Source organism: Mariniflexile sp. (assembly GCF_041583155.1).
Lineage (GTDB): Bacteria > Bacteroidota > Bacteroidia > Flavobacteriales > Flavobacteriaceae > Mariniflexile.
This window is the reverse complement of sequence record NZ_JBFHGK010000005.1, coordinates 21,677-39,351: the sequence shown is the minus strand read 5'-3', so window position 1 is coordinate 39,351 and position 17,675 is coordinate 21,677. Positions and strand designations below refer to the sequence as shown.

The window sequence follows — 17,675 nt, the reverse complement described above, 5'->3', positions numbered from 1 at the left end:
CTTACTCATAATAATTCATTTTTGGCTTCACATTTTCATAATTCTGGTTCAAATAAACTAAGGCGTTTTTAAGTATTTCGCCCATGTTTTTACATTTCTTGAATTGCTTATCCTTGGTGTAATCGTAAATTGTTTGCTTCAACAGCTTCACGTTATCTTCATTGGATATGGTATCATTAGCCATACAATCCAACAACTTGTGAATTCGTATAGAATAACTTTTCAAACGTTTCACTAAAATTGAACGTTCTTCAATTTTATATTGATCAATAGATAGTTTTTGAAACGTTTCAGAAACCAACTCCACCATTTTCTTATTCTCTTTAAAAAACTGTGGTCGATATATATTAAACTTTCCTTCATAGGATTGCTGATCAAAATCGATGGCTCTTATTTTATAAACAACTTGGTCAAAATCATGGGTAGGCACAATCACATAATTGTACGAACGCATGTCTCCCAAAAGCCTAATCATGCAACGCTCATTAAATTTCACAAACTCTTTTGCAATTTGAGCTTTTTCCGATTTATCGCATTTAGGAAGAAAGTTTAATATAAACTCATCACCCGGTATTCCGGCAATATGTTCTTCAATTAAAGTGTCTCTATATACTAAAAAATTCAGATTATAAGGCGATAATATATGCTCTAATTCCAAACCGTAGATACGCGAAGCATCAGCAATCTTAATATAGAAATAGGTGAAATTATCATTAAGTATATTCCTTATTTTAATTCTAAAAGGCTTCGAATTTCCGAACGTACAAAAATCAATCGCATCAACACTTAAAAAAGGGATGGTGCTTTCATTTCCATCCGAATGCAAAATAGTATACACCTTTTTTAAAGACGTTTCAATATCCTTTCTATCAAATTCATTGTAATACACCCGTACCCATAAAGTATCATTATCATCTTTGTCATAAACTACAATCGAACCTTGAAAACGTAACAAATCATCATAAAAAATTGGCAATTCTATGTTTCTATTGTACTCTGTCAGGTATTCGCTTAGCTCCGATGAAATCGTGTACGAAGGCTTGCGTTTCGAAATTTTTAAATCTTGCATATAATTTATATTATTCCAAATTTAAAGCTTTTTAATAGCAAATTCAACAACTTTTTAAAATATAATTTATCAAATTGGGCGTTACCACAAGGGTCGGGCTTTACACTACAAGTCCTCGCTCCTGCGTCGCTGTGGGCTTTCCGCTGCAATCCCTAACGCAAAAAAAACCAATCAAAATTTTAACATACATGTAACAAAACTTTCAATCAATCGTCCTACTTTAGTAACTAATCAATCGTAGAATTTGTGTTCTACAAAAAACATTACAATTTGGAACCGATACTAACCATAAGTAATCTCACCAAAAAATTTGGAAATTTAATAGCCGTAAACAATTTATCTTTCACAATAAACAAAGGCAACGTCTATGGCATTTTAGGGCCAAATGGCAGCGGAAAATCTACAACATTAGGCATTGTTTTAAGTGTTGTAAACAAAACCAGCGGCGACTTTAAATGGTTTAACGGCACGGTTAACACCCACGATGCCTTAAAAAAAGTTGGCGCTATTATAGAGCGTCCAAACTTTTACCCGTATATGTCGGCAACCCAAAACCTAAAATTAGTTTGTAAGATAAAAGGTGTAGACTTTAGCAAAATTGATGAAAAACTTCAAATAGTCGGTCTTTTAGAACGAAAACACAGCAAATTCAGCACCTATTCATTGGGTATGAAACAACGTTTAGCCATCGCATCTGCCCTACTTAACGATCCCGAAATTTTAATACTAGACGAACCAACTAATGGTTTAGACCCACAAGGTATTCATCAAATTAGGGAAATTATAAAACAAATTGCAGCCAAAGGCACTACCATTTTATTGGCATCGCACTTACTTGATGAAGTTGAAAAAGTATGTTCACATGTAGTGGTACTTCGTAAAGGTGAAAAATTATATTCAGGTCGTGTGGATGAAATGATTTCTAGTCATGGGTTTTTCGAGTTAAAAACAAACCAACATGAAGAGTTAATTCAACTTATAGAAAACAATTCTGCATTTAGCAAAATTAAAGTAACCGATGGGTTAATAACCGCCTTTTTAAATGAACCTATGAAATCGGACGATTTTAATAAAATGCTTTTTGAAAAAGGCATCATACTTACTCATTTAGTACAACGTAAAGAAAGTTTAGAAGAGCAATTTTTGCAACTAACCGATACCATCTAACGAAACAAAAACCGACACATGTTCCGACTTTTAAACTTAGAATTACAAAAATTATTACTTAGCAGAACTAGCAAAATTCTTATTTTCATATCGTTCATCCTTCCCTTTTTTGTAATCCTACTTTCATCATTAAAAATTAATTTCTTTGGCTTTTTCACTTTAGAGTTAGGGGAATTAGGCATATTCAACTTCCCTATAATTTGGCACTTAACAACCTTTTTTGCATCGCAATTCAAATTCTTTTTTGCTATTGTTGTTGTTAGTATGATTGGGAATGAATACAGTAATAAAACCCTAAAACAAAACCTGATAGATGGATTAAGTAAAAAAGAGTTTATACTCTCTAAATTTTATACCATCGTATTTTTTTCATTGGTTTCCACTGTATTGATTAGCATCATTTCCATTTGTATTGGTCTATATTACTCCAGCTATAACGAAATTTCTATCATCATTAGAGAAACTAATTATTTGGTAGCCTATTTTGTAAAATTGACTGGCTTTTTTAGTTTGTGTCTTTTCTTAGGAATGCTTGCTAAACGATCGGCTTTTGCCTTAGCATTCTTATTTATTCTATTTATTGTAGAATGGTTGATTTTCGGCCTAATAACTTGGAAAACAGACGTCGATTTTGCAGGAAAAATTCAAGACTTTTTTCCACTAAAATCCATGTATAATTTAATTGAACAACCCTTCCAACGGATCGCTATGACCAAGTTTCCTGACAAAATGGATTTAGCTTACGACTATGCCGTACATTGGCATGAAATTGCTATCGTTTTAGGTTGGACTGCTATATTCATCTTTTTATCGTACAGTTTGTTAAAAAAACGAGATTTGTAATATCTTTTAATAGCTTTGTTAGGTATGATACAAAGAATATTTACAATCTTAATTTTAGGTTTAGGCTTGTTTTGCTATGGTCAGAAAGAAGCATCCAATTGGTATTTTGGGGATAATGCAGGTATACAATTTAATGCTGACGGATCAGTTACCGAGTTAACTGATGGTCAATTAAACACTATAGAAGGTTGTACCACCATATCGGACGAGAACGGAGACTTGCTATTTTATACCGATGGTTTAACCGTATACAATAAAAACCATGAAATGATGATAAATGGTTATGGACTGTTCGGAGACCCTTCTAGTACACAATCTGCCATTGTGGTTCCAAAACCTAAAGACCCCAATATTTATTACATTTTCACGGTAGATACGGAGGTAGCCAACAACGATACTGATCTTGGTTTTAATTATTCAATAGTCGATTTAACACAAGATGGTGGTCTAGGAAGCGTGATGGTAAAAAACATTAATTTGCTTCCAGACAGCTCCGAAAAGGTAACCGCCGTGGTAAAAGATTGTATAAGCGAATCTATTTGGGTTATCACCTTTGCGCCCAACAATAGTAACGGCACACACAATACATTTTTCTCTTATGAGGTTACAGCAACCGGTTTAAACACCACACCTGTAACTTCTACATTTACAACAAATGCAACGGATGCTAGAGGCTATTTAAAATTATCTCCAGATGGCACTAAGCTTGTGTGCTCTAACTCTAGTTCCGGATTATTTCTGTACGATTTTGATAAAACCACCGGAAAAGTTAGTAACGAAAAACCTATTAAAATTAATTTTTCTAATAACGGAACCAAGCCTCAATATTCATACGGTGTTGAATTTTCACAAAACAACAAACTGCTTTATGTTACAACGTATTATCAAATAACAAGAGATGAAGATAATTTTCCAACCAATCAATATGGTGCCTTATTACAATATAATATCACTGCCCCAGATATTAGCGCTAGTGAAGTTGTTTTAGATCATCGAGTAACATATAGAGGCGGACTTCAATTAGGGCCTAATGGCAAAATATACAGGTCAATGAATGCCAGTTACGAACAAGGATTACCTTATCTTTCTGTAATAAATGCTCCAAATAACATTGGTACTGCTTGTAATTATACCCACAATAGCTTTGCCTTAAGTAATAATGCCCGACAAGGGCTCCCCCCGTTTATAACCTCCTTTTTCTCTGAAAAAATTGATATTATTAGAAACTCGTCAACGATAGAATCCACTGAGCTTATATTATGTGAAGGCGACAGCTATACTTTAAAAGCTGAAGAAATTCCAGGTGCATCTTATACCTGGTCCCGAAATGATGTATTACTATCCAACTCCGTGAATGAACTTGAAATTACGGAAGACGGATTTTATAAAGTTTTTATTGACCCTAATACAGGTGATTGTGATAACACTTTAGAAGGCGTTGCCTATGTGTCTTACAAGGAAAACCCTATTGCCTATGATTACACATTGACGCAATGTGATGAAGACGGTATTGTTGGAGGATTTACTAGATTTAATTTAACCGAAGCCAATGACGGTTTAACCGGTAATGTTCCTGGTTTGTCGGTTAAGTTTTTTAGAGATATTTCCCTAACTGATGAAATAACCGATAGTACTTCCTATAGTTTTAATGCAAATAACCCGAAACCTGTTTATGCCAAAGTGTATGATAACGTAACTGAATGTTATGACACCTCTGTACTTTCATTAAATGTTACAACTTCATTATTTGAAGATTTCACACCAACTCCATTATGCGATGAACTTGATTCGGAGGATGGTATAAACACCTTTAACTTGGATGATATAGCAAGCGAAATACAAGTTACTTACACCACTTTATTGTCTGTTTCTTTCTACAAAACATTTGATGATGCTATTTTAGAACAGAATAAATTAGGTGCAACATTTATAAATACAACTCCGTACTCTCAATTAATTTATGCAAGAATTGAAAGTGACAATAGTTGTTTTGGGATTAAAAATGTTTATTTAAAAGTTAATAAATTACCTGATATTGAACCCGAAACAGAAAATTTATATTGTTTAAACAGGTACCCAGAAACCATTATAATTGATTCCGGTATTCAAAATGAGCCTATATCCAATTACAGCTATCGTTGGTCTACCGGAGAAACGAGCCATAACATTCAAATTAATCAAATAGGTATTTATACTGTGGAAATCACCAATGCTAATGGTTGTTCAAAATCCAGAACTATTACGGTAAACCCTTCTAATATTGCCACTATAGAAGCTATAAATATTGAGGATGTTACAACAAAAAATAACACCATAACCGTTTTGGTTACTGGGGAAGGTACTTACGAATATGCTTTGTATGATGAATTCAATATTCAAATTAGAGCATTCCAAGAAGACAATTACTTTGATAATGTGAAACCAGGCATTTACAATGTAAATGTAAAGGATGTTAAAAATGATTGTGGAATAACCACCGAGGCTGTTTCCGTTATTGGTTTCCCCAAATTTTTCACTCCTAATGGAGATGGTTTTAACGATACATGGCAAGTTTATGGCGTTTCAAGCATGTTTCAACCTAACACTAAAATACTAATTTTCAATAGGTTTGGTAAACTTATAAAAGAACTTAGTCCGTTAGCTGAAGGCTGGAATGGTAGAATTAATGGTGAATTAGTTCCTACAGATGATTATTGGTTTACGGTACAACTTCAAGATGGTAGATTGTTTAAAAATCATTTTACTTTAAAACGATAATAATTTCCCATTAAAACCTTTAAACTTGTTAATCAACTTGTTTTTTTGGGTTTCATTTCAATTTTAACTAATTTTCAAAAATAATGATTCTTATCCACAAAGTTTTACCCAAATAAAGCACAGTGAAAAAAAGCCTACATAACCACTTTCTTTTTTTGCTGCTATTTTGTAGCAGTTTTATCATGTGTGCTCAACAAATAATTGTTGATAGCTCGGTTGGTTTACAAGAACTTATAGAAAATAATCTTGTTAAAAATAGCTGTGTTAATATAACGAATATTTCATCATCTGTTAATGGCAATTCATATGGATTTCCCAGTTTTGCATATTTTGAAAGAGGTAGCTCTAATTTCCCTTTTGAAAATGGAATCATGCTTTCTACTGGGAATGCTGAATCTGGTGGTAACGGTATTAAAACACCTATTCTAAGTGAAGGAAGTTCAAACTGGGGAACAGACACAGACTTAGAAACCGCTTTAGGAATTAACCGTACTTTAAACGCAACCTCAATAGAATTTGATCTTGTTTCCATATCCAACCAATTACAATTTAATTATTTACTTGCTTCAGAAGAATATTATGGAACCAATCCTTGTCAGTTTTCAGATGGCTTCGTATTTCTAATTAAAGAGGCAAATTCAACAAATCCCTTCCGAAACATTGCCATAGTTCCAGGTACAGCAAATACTCCCGTTAATACGAATACCATCCATGAAGAAATATATGGAAGTACAGGCCCTATTTGTGCAGCACAAAATGCTCAGTACTTCGATTCTTATGGAAATCCGGATACCAATTATAACGGCAGAACAACGGTGCTTACAGCTTCAACGTCTATAATTCCGAATGTGCAATATCGTATTAAATTAATTATAGCCGACCAAATTGACGGCACCTTAGATTCAGCCGTGTTTATAGAAGGTAATAGCTTCAAAATATTAGATTTAGGTCCAGATATTTCAACATGTGTAAGTTCTACAGTTTTAGATGCAGATATACAGAATGCACTAGCTTCTTATGCTTGGTATCATAATGGCGTTTTAATTCCTGGAGCCAACACACCTACTTTAAATGTTAGTGAATCTGGCAACTATAAAGTGGAAGTTTCAGTTCCTTTTAATAATAGTAACTGCGTTGAAGAAGACGAAATTAATGTGGTTTTAAATACAGAAGAACAAATTGACACAATTTCTAATTTTGAATTATGTGATAGTAACGGTACTGGCAGCCGAACTTTCAATCTTACACTAAAAGACAATGATGTTAGAGCTGTTGTAGGAAATACATTTTCAAGCTACAATTTTAGCTATCATTTATCAGAAAGTGATGCGCGCAATAACAACAACCCTCAAACTTCTGCGTTTTCCCATACCTTAAGTCCTCAAACCATTCACGTTAGAATTATAGACCCTAATACTAATTGTTTTGCATATACAACCTTTAATTTAATTGTTAATGCACTTCCAAATATTACCACACCTACACCTTTAGAAGTATGCGATAGTGATGAGTTTACTGACGGCATTACTTTCATGCATTTTACTGATAAGGATGATGAAATTACCAATGGAGATAGCAATTTAATAGTAACCTACCACACTTCCGCAGCTGATGCTAATTCGGGAACTAATCCATTAGAATCTCCCTATTATAATGCTACTTCTCCCTATAACTTAACAGTTTATCCGCGCATTGTAAATACCTTAACAGGTTGTTTTAGCACCACGACTTTGGATGTATCTGTTACTATAAGTCCAATAATAAATAAAGATACAAGATATTTAGATGCTTGTGACACAGACCACAATGGCAATGCTGTTTTCAATTTAAATGATACATTAACCGATATCGAAAATGGTTTATCAAACGTAACAACGACATTTCATGAAAGCTACGATGATGCGGTAAACGACATTAATCCCATTTCTAACCCAAACTCCTACGAATTCACCAATCCACAATCAGAGCCAGGCTTTCGAACTATATTTGTTAGAGTTGAAGATGACACAACCGGATGTGCTTCTTTAGTTGAATTAGAAATTCATACAAATTTATTATTAACAGCAACCAATACAGGAGATTACGCATTATGTGACAATAATGATGACAACTCGGATACCATGCCCTTTTCTCTTAACGCTATTGAACAAGAAATTGCAACCGATGAGGAGGGCAACCCATTACCATTTCCTATTTCTGTAACATTTTATGATACTGAAGAAGATAGAGATACCAACGGAGTTGCCATCCCCAAAAACACACCTTATTATACAACTAGTCCAAAGGTTTTATATATAAAAATTGAGAATACTGACACAGGATGTTTTGAGATGTCTGAAATCACCCTTTTAATAAATCCAATATTACTTTTTGAACCTGCCAATCCACTTCCCTATTGTGATACAGATGATGACGGTATAGTAGATATTGATTTACAGTCTTTAAACGATACAGTTACCAACGGTAATACTAATTTTGAAGTATCCTATTTTATTTCACAGCAAGATGCAGAAAACAACATCAATGAACTCCCTCAATTTTATGCTTCATCTGGTATACAAGAATTTTTCGCTCGTATTGAAAGCACTTCGAATGGCATAACATGTTTTACAATTAATTCATTTGAAATAGAAGTTATATTAGCACCGTCTACCAATCAACCTACAGATATTATTATTTGTGATGACGACCAAGATGGCTATTCTATTATAAATTTAAATGATAAAATTGATGAAGCTGTAAGCGACAAAACCAATTTAAATATTAGCGTACATACCACATTGGAAGATGCTAATTCAGGTGAAAAACCAATTGCTAACACCCAATTAGACACTTATAACTCCAATACACAAACCTTGTATATTCGGGTTCAAGATACAATTTCATCAACTAGATGTTTCGCAATAGAGACTTTTGAAGTTATTGTAAATACATTGCCTAATTTTCCAGTTATAAGTGATTATCAATTGTGTGTCCCTAACGGTGGAGATACGGCCGATTTTTTATTATCTGAAAAAGACACTGAAATTTTAAACGGACAAATAGGTAAAGAAGTGTTGTATTTTGAAGATGCTGCATTAACAATTCCTATTCCAAAAAACACGCTATATCGCAATAAATCCCGTACTCAAACCATATATGTTAAGGTGGAAAACATTACAGATGCAACTTGTTTTGGCACTAGTTCATTTATTATTCAAGTATCACCAGATCCGGTTTATAATTTAAATTTTGAAAATTACTTGATATGTGATGAATCCAGCAACACAGGAAAACATCAATTTAATCTGAATGACAAGCGAACTGAAATAAAACAAGGAGCAATTGAAGATTTAAACATTTCATTTCACTTAACACGGTATGCAGCAGAAACTAAAGGCGCAGCTTTACCAGACCAATACACGAATGCTACAAATCCGCAAACTATATTTGTTAGGATTGAAAGCAATGATTCTTTCTGTTTCTTAATTGAAGAATTAGGCATTAATATTGTTGCCGCTCCAGATATTACCCCTGTTACTGCGCCTTTAGTGGCATGTGATTCCGATTATGATGGATTTACCACTTTTAATTTAGAACAAGCTGACTTTGAAATTAAAGACAGAGTAAAGAGTAATTTGATTATAAATTATTTTGAAACGGAAAACGACATTAATTATAGTAATGGGTTAGATAATTCAAATGAAATAACCAACCCTACTGCTTTCATTTCAAATTCTAAAACTGTTTATATTAAAGTTGCAAATACTTTAACAGGATGCTTTAGTGTGATACCTTTACAACTTCAAGTAAATTTACCACCGCCCACAAACGCCTTAGGAATTATTCCAATTTGTGACAATGATACAGATACCTATGATTTATCGTTAGTAAACACAATGGTTGTAGATAATATTGATGGTGTTACCATATCCTACCACGTTAATCAGTCCGATGCAAACCTTGGTGAAAACCCTATAGGGTATACATTTAACTATACCGCAAGCAATCATGACTTATTTACAAGAGTAACATCGGACACAAACGGCTGCTATTTTGTACGTCCTTTTAACTTACAAATAAACCAAAACCCAATTGCCAACACAAGCCCTGATTTAATTGAATGTGACGACGATTTTGACGGTATTTTAATTTTCGATTTATCTTTAGCACAAAACGATATTCTTGGAACTCAAGATGCTAATACACACACCATAAGCTATTATAGCTCTTGGGAAGACGCTGAACGGCCTTCAAATAGACTAAATAATAGGCATGCAGCTGTAAACGGTGAAGTTATTTATGCCAGAATTCAAAATAATAATACGGGATGTTTTGACATTACCCAATTTGCAACTCGAATTAATCCATTACCTGTAATACCAATAAATGATATTGTCCCTTTATGCAATAATGCTGTGCCTTTAGTTATAGATGCTTACACTGGCAACCCCAATGATACCTACTTTTGGTCTACAGGAGCGACAACATCTCAAATAATTTTGAATGATGCCTCTCAAATAGGCGACTATTCAGTAACTGTTACTACTCCTCATATTATTTCAAATAATTGTTCTTACACAAAATCATTTAAGGTCGTTGAATCTGAATCTGCAAGACTAAACTTTACAACTACGGTAGATTTTGCTGACCCAAACAGCATAACTGTAGACATTGATGGTATTGGAAATTATGTTTATATATTGGACGACGGAGAACCACAAACCTCTAATGTATTTAATAATGTTACTTTTGGTGTTCATTCTGTAACCATTCGAGATTTGAATGGTTGTGAAGATGTAATTACCGAGGTAGTCGTTATAGATATTCCAAAATTCTTTACCCCAAACAACGATAGTTATTTTGATACTTGGCACATTATTGGAATCAACCAACTTCCAGGAACGGTTGTTTATATTTATAACAGGCATGGTAAATTACTAAAAACCTTATTACACACGGCTATTGGTTGGGATGGCACTTATAATGGCGAAAACATGCCTTCCGATGACTATTGGTATGTTGCCAAAGTAATTCAAAATGGAGAAGCGTTCGAGTTAAAAGGGCATTTTACATTAAAACGATAAATCTGAACAACTACTTATCTTGATATAAAGATTATGATTTTGCATATAACTGGCTATTTTGATCTTTTCATCTAAAAAGATTAAACCAGACAGCTTTTTTTCAGTCTAAGTTTAACAAAATAATATAAATTAGTAATTGTTTAGTTTTAAAATGTATTAAACAATAACTTTTTTAAGTTTCTTAACTTTGAAATATAACATCTTAAATAAATTATTTTTTGTTCTAATTCTTTTAATATCTACTCTAGGCTTTAGCCAGTTGAGTAAAACACATTATATTCCTCCATTAACAGAGTCTGGAACTAATTCCTCAGAACCCGAAGATCATTATATTTATATCTCAACCCCAAGTACTTCTTTAGTAAGTTTCACAATTAAACCTTCTGGTTCTGCAACAACTATTTCAGGAACAGTATCTAAAACAGCACCTTACATTTACAATATTGGAACAGGTAGAAACACTCAATTATTTGTAAATATTGGGGAAACAAGCACCGTAAAAACAAATAAGGGATATATTATTGAAGCTCAAAGCCCTGTTTACGTTTCGGTAAGAGTCAATGCAGGAGCACAAGCTGGGGCATTGGTAAGTAAAGGCGCATCTGCATTAGGGAACACGTTTAGGGTTGGAAGTTTTACCAATTCAAACCCGCAATCCAATTACCTCAATTTTGTTTCAGTAATGGCAACTGCCGACAATACTCTTGTAGCATTTTCAGATTTACCATCAGGAATCATTATTGAAAATTATTTTGGAGCTACACCAATAAATATTGTTTTAAATAAAGGGGAAAGCTATGTTGTTGCAACAAATAGTTTAGTTACAAATATTAACAGAGACGGCCTTGTTGGCTGTCTTGTGCAATCAGACAAACCCATTGTTGTTAACTGTGGTTCTGCCAATGGAAGTTTTTATGGCGGCAGTGGAAGAGACTACGGTATCGACCAAATAGTAGATGTTTCAAAAGTTGGAAAAGAATATATTTTTGTTAGAGGTGCAGGCGATGATGGTTGGGAAAATGTACTGATAGTTGCCCATTCAAATAACACATTTATATACATTAATGGCAATGCTCCAATTGGGCCTATAAGTGCAGGAGAATATTATTTAATTGAAGGTTACAATTACAATGCAAACGGCAATATGTATGTTCAAACCACAGAGGATGTGTTCGCATATCAAGGTATTGGCGGACTTGCAGGTGCGGAAGCCAACCAGGGCATGTTTTTCGTACCTCCTTTAAGCTGTGAAACCCGAGGGAATCTGGATAACATAGCTGCAATTACAAATATTGGAAACACAATTTACACAGGAGGTATAACTATCGTAACAAAAGTTGGAGCTACTGTAACTATTAATAACAGCCCCATTGCTAATTTCAATACCGTTGGACCAAGTACTGTTACAGGAAAATCCGATTATGTAACCTACAAGGTGTTAAACCTTAGTGGAAACGTTTCTGTTCAAAGTAACGACGAATTATACTGTGCTTATTTCAACCAAAATAACAATGCAACATCTGGCAGTTTTTATTCAGGCTTTCCCACGGCTCCTGAAATTAATTTTGAAACACAATTCACCACATTAGGAAATTGTATTCCAAACGTAAAATTGGAAGCGGCAAACACACAAAGTTTTGATAGTTTTGAATGGTGGTTTGATGATGGCAGCGGATTTAAAAATTTATTTATCAGTTCACCTAGTTTTACACCTACAAATCCAGGAAAATATAAACTGATTGGTATCATTTCCTGCACATTAGAACGTCTAGAATCTATTGAAGTGCCCGTAAGTATTTGTCCTGATGATTCTGACAATGATGGTATTATAGACAATATTGACATTGATAATGACAACGATGGTATTTTAAATTGCACCGAATCTAGAGGAGATGTTATAATGGATTTATCTGACACTAGAGAACCGTGGTTAAAATTTCAGGATGGCTCAATAAACAAAACACTTGCCATTGACACCTTCTCACCTAATCGCACTGATCCGGGAACCAACGCAATTCGGATAACAGGAACAGGAAATATTACCAGCGAAATCCCTGCTGATAGTGATGCCGAAAATAATTATACTATTGTATTTACAGAACCTGTAAATATTAAATTATCAGAAATCACTTCACCTCCACATGTTTCAACTGATGGCGAATATTTTATTTTTAAAATATTACCAATAAATAAAAACATAACATTAATAGACCCTAGTAATCGACTTTTAGTAGATTCTAATTTTGATGGTGTTTTTGAAGCAGGAATCACACAAATTTCAGGTTCTGAAATTCATTTTAAAATAAACCCTTCTCCGCTTGGCAGCATTCCATATCAATTTTTAGCGAACAATGTTGATGCCATTTCTCTAGTTCATAAAGTATCAAATTCTACTGCTACTTCGGAGTTTAGCACAAACCTATCATTAACTTGTTTCAGACTAGATACCGACAATGATGGTTTAGAAAATGCTTTTGATTTAGATAGTGATAATGATGGGATTCCAGACTTTATAGAAAACACTGGAGCATTAATAGCTTTATCTGGAACCGACAACGACATTAATGGTTTGGACGATGTTTATAACTCAAACACCTCCCCTTTAGATACTGATGGCGATGGCATTCCGGATTTTTATGATTTAGACAGTGATAATGATGGGATCTTCGATTTAATAGAATCTGGTCAATTAGGAACTTTATCCGACACCAATTTGGATGGCATGGTAGATGGTAACTTTGGGGTAAATGGCTGGGCAGATGCCGCAGAAACATCACCTGACAGTAATTTATTAGGATATACTCTGAATGATCTGGATGCCGACGGCATATTCAGTTATATCGATTTAGATAGTGATGGTGATTCGTGCAGCGATGTTATAGAAGCAGGATTCTCCGATGCTAACAACGACAATTATTTAGGCGATAACACTGTAACAACAGATGCCTCAGGAAAAGTCACAAATGCACTTGATGGCTATACCATCCCAAATTCAGATTACCTTACTAGTGCCCCAATAACCATTACAACGCAACCAGAAAACATCACAACTTGCGAAAATTCAAATAGCATAATTTCTATTGACTCATCAGAAGCGGAATCTTTTCAATGGGAAGTAAGTACGAATGGTACAGTTTGGAACATCATAATAGATGACACGGTTTACAGTAACTCCCAAACACCTAACCTAACTATTTCTAACATTTCTTTGTCATTTAATAACTATCAATTTCGGGTAAAACTAAACCGAACAGGAAATAGCTGTGGCTTATATTCTGACAGTGTGACACTTACTATTATTCCGTCTCCAATTATAAATACAAATGTTAATTTAATTCAGTGCGATGATGATATCGATGGCATTAGTTTTTTCAACCTAACGGAAGCAAACAATAAAATTTCAACCAACGCAAGCAACGAAAATTTCACATATTTTAGAACCGAAACTGCTGCGATTTTAGGAGATTCTAACAATATAGATTTTATAGAGGATCCCTTAATTTATAAAAACACCACTAGCCCATTTACAGATCAGGTTTGGGCCAGAGTTACGGCAAATTCAGGGTGTGTAGCCATCTCTAAAATTGATTTACAAGTGAGTTTAAGTCAAATTTCCCCAGGAGTTATTAATGAAATTATTTTCGAATGTGATGATTTCTTAGATATCAATGGAAATAATAATGAAAACAACGATGATACCGACGGGATTGCAACCTTTAATTTTAGCCATGTAAAAGCACTTGTAGAAAGTTATTTTTCTCCACAAAAACCATCTGTTACTTTTTATAGAAATGAAGCCGATGCACTAGCTGAAACTAATGAGATAATAAACACATCGAGTTACAGAAATATTGGGTATCCTAATTACCAACAAATTTATATTCGAGTAGATAGTGAAATTAGTAATGATTGCCAGGCCATTGGTCCTTACATCACTCTTAATGTAAATGCGTTGCCAGAATTCACAGTGAATACCAATCAAATTGTGTGTACTTCAGATCCCACTTTCAGCATTATTCTGGACCCTTATGAAGCAAGAGTTACAGATAGCTTTACATATTCCTGGTATTTTGAGGGCAGTGAAATAGCAACTAGCTCAACCCTTGAAGTCTCAACTCCTGGAGTGTATACGGTAACCCTAACAAAAACCGACGGTTCTAACTGTTCAAAATCCAGAGATTTTGTTGTAGAAGCTTCTGAGACAGCGAAAATCACCCAAGATGATGTCACTATTTTAGATCTTTCAGAAAATAATTCGGTTACTATTAACACCGCAAATTTAGGCCGTGGAAATTATGAATTCGCCCTTAGGGAAAATGGATCTCCTTTTATAAACTACCAATCGAATCCACAGTTCAACAATGTAAAACCTGGATTGTATACAATTTATGTGAAAGATGACATATGTGGCGTGAGCACATTAGACATTTCGGTTATAGGTTACACCAAATTTTTCACCCCAAACAATGATGGGTTTAACGACTTTTGGCACATAAAAGGCATGAATTTAACAACGCAATCTAATAGTATTGTGCTCATTTACGATCGATATGGCAAACTTTTAAAGCAAGTAAAACCAGAATCCAATGGTTGGGACGGAACATTTAATGGTTCCCCAATGCCAGCTGATGATTATTGGTTTAAAGTTTTTCTTCAAGATGGCAGAAATTTTATGGGGCATTTCACTTTAAAACGATAACACACATATTTTGCGTAATTTTGCAAAATGCAGTTCAAAATAGAATCAGAATTCAGTCCTACTGGCGACCAACCTCAAGCCATTAAACAACTTGTACAAGGTTTAAAGGCTAATGAAAAGTACCAAACACTACTTGGGGTTACTGGTTCCGGTAAAACCTTTACGGTAGCTAATGTTATTAAGGAAGTACAAAAACCAACCTTGGTTTTGGCTCATAACAAAACTTTAGCAGCTCAATTATATTCAGAATTTAAGCAATTTTTTCCGAATAACGCAGTGGAGTATTTTGTGTCGTATTATGATTACTACCAACCCGAAGCCTACATACCTGTATCGGGAGTTTTTATAGAAAAAGACTTATCTATAAACGAAGAAATTGAAAAAATGCGTTTAAGTGCAACATCGGCTCTGCTTTCAGGCAGACGAGATGTTTTAGTTGTCGCTTCAGTTTCTTGTATTTATGGTATTGGAAACCCCATAGAATTTCAAAAAAACGTGATTACTTTAAAACGCGATCAGGTCATTTCCAGAACGAAACTCTTGCACCAATTAGTACAAAGTTTATACTCTCGTACTGAAGGTGAGTTTAATCACGGAAACTTCAGAATAAAAGGGGATACGGTTGATATATTTCCGAGTTATGCCGACGATGCATTTAGAATTCACTTTTTTGGTGATGAAATAGAAGAAATGGAATCCTTCAACATTCAAACCAATGAAGTCATAGAAAAATATGATTTGCTAACAATTTATCCGGCAAACATGTTTGTTACATCTCCTGATGTTCTTCAAAATGCCATAAAAGAAATTCAGGACGATTTAGTAAAACAACACGATTATTTTAAAGAAATAGGAAAACATTTAGAAGCCAAACGCCTTAAAGAACGCACCGAATTTGACTTGGAAATGATTCGCGAATTAGGGTATTGTTCAGGAATAGAAAACTACTCTCGTTATTTAGATGGCAGACTACCAGGCTCGCGCCCGTTCTGTTTATTGGATTATTTTCCAAATGATTATTTAATGGTGGTTGACGAAAGCCATGTAACTATTTCTCAAGTGCATGCCATGTATGGAGGTGATAGAAGCAGAAAGGAAAATTTAGTTGAATATGGTTTTAGATTACCAGCCGCTATGGATAACAGGCCATTAAAATTTGAAGAATTTGAAGCTATACAAAACCAAGTTATTTTTGTAAGTGCCACGCCAGCAGATTATGAATTAAAAAAATCGGATGGGGTTTATGTGGAACAAGTCATCAGACCTACAGGTTTATTGGATCCTATAATAGAAATTCGACCTAGCTTAAATCAAATAGATGATTTAATTGAGGAAATTCAACAACGTGTTGAAAAAGACGAGCGAACTCTGGTAACCACGCTTACTAAGCGCATGGCAGAAGAATTGACTAAATATCTAGATAGAATACAAATTCGTTGTAGATACATTCATAGTGATGTAGACACATTAGAACGTGTAGAAATTATGCAAGATTTGCGTAAAGGCCTTTTTGATGTATTAGTTGGTGTAAACTTACTTCGTGAAGGTTTAGACTTACCTGAAGTATCATTAGTAGCCATTTTAGATGCCGATAAGGAAGGATTTTTACGTTCGGCACGTTCACTTACCCAAACAGTGGGAAGAGCTGCTAGAAACTTAAATGGTAAAGCCATTATGTATGCGGACAAAATTACCAATAGCATGCAAAAAACAATTGATGAAACTAATTACAGAAGAGAAAAACAAATTGCCTACAACACGAAACACAAACTTACTCCTAAAGCTTTAAATAAAAGTTTAGATAATGCACTTACTAAAAATTCTGTTAGTACATATAGCTATGAATTAGAAGCAGCAAAAGCAGCCGAACCTGAATCTCAATATTTAAGTAAACCAGAATTAGAAAAGAAAATTCGTGAAAAACGAAAAGTTATGGAAGAAGCCGCTAAAGCATTAGATTTTATAGCAGCAGCGAAATTACGAGATGAAATAAAAGGATATCAAGAAAAATTGGAAAAGCTAAAAGTTTAACTTTTAGCTTTTCTATAACCAAGTTGGTTAACCTTAAAAACAC

At 34.2% G+C, this 17,675-nt stretch carries 7 protein-coding genes; 6 read left to right on the top strand and 1 reads right to left on the bottom strand.

Annotation, left to right across the window (positions count from 1 at the left end; all coding sequences use genetic code 11):
• Window position 1 precedes the first annotated feature (1 nt).
• Complete coding sequence (locus tag ABYI63_RS02935) at window positions 2-1,069, bottom strand: hypothetical protein (RefSeq protein WP_372753264.1); 1,068 nt, start codon at window positions 1,067-1,069, stop codon at window positions 2-4.
• Between the two features lie 270 nt (window positions 1,070-1,339).
• Here ABYI63_RS02935 and ABYI63_RS02930 point away from each other — a divergent pair, with 270 nt between their 5' ends.
• The 6 genes from ABYI63_RS02930 (at window position 1,340) to uvrB (ending at window position 17,632) form a co-directional block, all read left to right on the top strand.
• Complete coding sequence (locus tag ABYI63_RS02930) at window positions 1,340-2,236, top strand: ABC transporter ATP-binding protein (RefSeq protein ID WP_372753262.1); 897 nt, start codon at window positions 1,340-1,342, stop codon at window positions 2,234-2,236.
• Between the two features lie 18 nt (window positions 2,237-2,254).
• The gene (locus ABYI63_RS02925) at window positions 2,255-3,079 is read left to right on the top strand and encodes an ABC transporter permease (RefSeq protein ID WP_372753260.1); all 825 of its coding nucleotides are present in this window, start codon (window positions 2,255-2,257) and stop codon (window positions 3,077-3,079) included.
• Between the two features lie 24 nt (window positions 3,080-3,103).
• The gene (locus tag ABYI63_RS02920) at window positions 3,104-5,836 is read left to right on the top strand and encodes a T9SS type B sorting domain-containing protein (protein WP_372753258.1); all 2,733 of its coding nucleotides are present in this window, start codon (window positions 3,104-3,106) and stop codon (window positions 5,834-5,836) included.
• Window positions 5,837-6,018: 182 nt separating this feature from the next.
• A complete protein-coding gene (locus ABYI63_RS02915) occupies window positions 6,019-10,902 on the top strand; it encodes a choice-of-anchor L domain-containing protein (protein WP_372753256.1) in 4,884 nt (1,627 codons plus the stop codon).
• 259 nt (window positions 10,903-11,161) lie between these two features.
• Window positions 11,162-15,601 (top strand): T9SS type B sorting domain-containing protein, encoded by a 4,440-nt coding sequence (locus ABYI63_RS02910; RefSeq protein ID WP_372753254.1) that lies wholly within the window; start codon window positions 11,162-11,164, stop codon window positions 15,599-15,601.
• A 27-nt stretch (window positions 15,602-15,628) separates the two neighbouring features.
• Entirely contained in the window at window positions 15,629-17,632 is a 2,004-nt protein-coding gene (gene uvrB / locus ABYI63_RS02905) for an excinuclease ABC subunit UvrB (protein ID WP_372753252.1), read from the top strand.
• Window positions 17,633-17,675 lie beyond the last annotated feature (43 nt).